Raw genomic sequence first — 2,061 nt, 5'->3', positions numbered from 1 at the left:
AACACGCGGCCAGCCTGAACCCCGCCTTGCGACGTGCTTTGAAATGCGCGCTTACGGTTGGTCTTACCCAAGCGCAGATTGATACGGCATGTGGCAGCGCGGAAACCAAGCTGCCGACCGACCTCATCCCGCCAGCAAGCTGGCCCTGTGTGGAAGAAGCCGACTAGAGCATGAGCGGTCTCGCCGGCCATGTGGAGACTGTCTTTGCTCCAACGGGCGTTGTCTGCCCAGTTGACGCTCCTGTCATAAGCGGACTGGACCTTCCATCCTCCAAGACAATAAGCCTTTCGGAAGACTTGGCGTCAGCGGTGGTGGAGCGCAGACTGCGGCTATCGCGTGAGGACCGCCATGACCGTCAACCGTGCATTGCTCAAGCAAGCCCTGAACGAGTTGGTCCGCCTGAAGATCGGTGCGTCGGGCCAGACGTTGGTCCTGTCCCACCTCTATACCTTCGCCCTTGAGGAATGGGCCGACCGGCTTGGAGTCGAACCGCGCAAGCTCGAGAAGCTCGTGCTCGTCAAGGAGGCATTGCCGACCCAAGTGCTCCACTGACGCCATATCCCGCCTTCCGCTTTGAAAGTCGCGGTCCACGCCTGATGATGCGCTTTATGTGGAGGGGCAGGAAGGTTCCGACATCACTGGATCCTGAACGTCTCGGCAGGCACCCTGATCGTTGGCGTGAGCCAGACAAGGGGTGTCGCCTGCTCCTCAAACGGGAAACGCCGGGCGAAACCATAGGGTGAGACCACGGTGCGTGGCATCCAGGTCCGCAGCTGATCCGGGACGCAAACATCACGAAGTTCTAAGCGCGCTCTGAGCATAAGCGCGAGATCGCCATTGCCGCTCATCATCGTCGGACCCGCCGTTGACCTTACCCCGGTGGCAGTTACGCGTTCGGCCTGATGCTACACCTGATGGAGGCAGGACAACCAGCTCGGTCGAGTCGAGATCAGCGGGTAGAGGGAGGGTAGGGCAGCATCAAGCATATCACGCACCCTGCCATAACACTCGCACGCCCCTGCTTCGAGTCCGACGGGATCTGTCACCGTGATGCCGCCTTTGGCCTGCCTGATCAGCCCTTTGGCCTGGAGCTTCGATATCACCGCACTGACGGTAGTCCGCTGCACGCCGAGCCGCTCGGCGAGAAACTCATGCGTTAGGGCGAGCGTCTCCCGATTGATCCGATAGTGAATCGTGAGAATGAAGCGGCAACTGCGGGCCTCGACTGTGTGGAGGGCGTTGCAGGCGACGGATTGCAGGACGCGCGCCATCGTCGCTTCCGCGAATTGGCGCACCAGCCGCTGAATGTTCGGGCGCTCTCCCATCACCTTGCGCATCGTGTCTATGTCGATCCGGGAGGCCGAGCCAGCCAGTTGGGCAATGTAGCGCCCGAAGGACTGGCGAGTGACCCCGGCTGCGACGAGACCTGCGACTCCTTCCAGGCCATAGAGCGACATCTCGGCTGAACTGCCGTCCTGCATCACGGCGACCAGCGAGATCACGATATCATGCGGAAAGTAGGCGTGGTGCATCGTGTCGCCGGTCTCATAGAGGACCTGCCTGCGTTTGAGATGCACGAGTTCCAGGTGCGGCTCCAGATAGGCGAAGTCCTCCGGCTCCAAAGCAGCCAGGACGCGGTTCTCCCGATGATCTTCAGGTGCTTGCACCGGTCAAATCAGAGGAACGCAGTCGTAGACAAAATCTTGAGCCAACTCATGTTTGGTCTTGAAGAGCCGGTTGGCAACATGGGCTCTCCTTAACCAGCGGACTCCAGCTCTGAGCAGAAGAAACTCAGGGATCACGTCAGGTAAGACCTCAGGTGGTCCCGTTTGGCGTCCTAGACAGTGCTTGTCCAGCAGACCCCAATAACGGGTCGCCATTCAAATCAAGAAATGTGGAATGCCGAGGTCTCTGGGGAGTTCGCTGACAAACACCCTAGGTTCGATCCCGAGCACTACAGCGCTGCCTCCGGACATGAGCTCGGCCAACGGCAGAAGCTTAGGCTTACTAGCCGGCACTCGCACTTGCCATAATGGTGATGGTGGCAGTGGCCACCATGCA

The 2,061-nt window shown here is 59.9% G+C and carries 2 protein-coding genes; one reads left to right on the top strand and one right to left on the bottom strand.

Annotated features, from left to right (window positions below; all coding sequences use genetic code 11):
- Positions 1-348: 348 nt before the first annotated feature.
- Entirely contained in the window at positions 349-552 is a 204-nt protein-coding gene (locus OC446_RS30130; RefSeq protein WP_262032555.1) for a hypothetical protein, read from the top strand.
- 353 nt (positions 553-905) lie between these two features.
- On the opposite strand, the gene OC446_RS30125 is transcribed toward OC446_RS30130, so the two are convergent.
- Positions 906-1,667 carry a Crp/Fnr family transcriptional regulator gene (locus OC446_RS30125; protein WP_262032554.1) on the bottom strand — a complete coding sequence of 254 codons (762 nt, stop codon included), beginning with the start codon at positions 1,665-1,667 and terminating at the stop codon, positions 906-908.
- Positions 1,668-2,061 lie beyond the last annotated feature (394 nt).

This window comes from Microvirga sp. Mcv34 (assembly GCF_024519725.1).
Lineage (GTDB): Bacteria > Pseudomonadota > Alphaproteobacteria > Rhizobiales > Beijerinckiaceae > Microvirga.
The sequence above is the reverse complement of the archived record's forward strand: the minus strand, read 5'-3'. Positions and strand labels throughout refer to the sequence as shown.

Bases quoted from the DNA above. Each gene is read 5' to 3' on its own strand.
- OC446_RS30130 (WP_262032555.1), top strand. From the start codon at position 349: ATGACCGTCAACCGTGCATTGCTCAAGCAAGCCCTGAACGAGTTGGTC.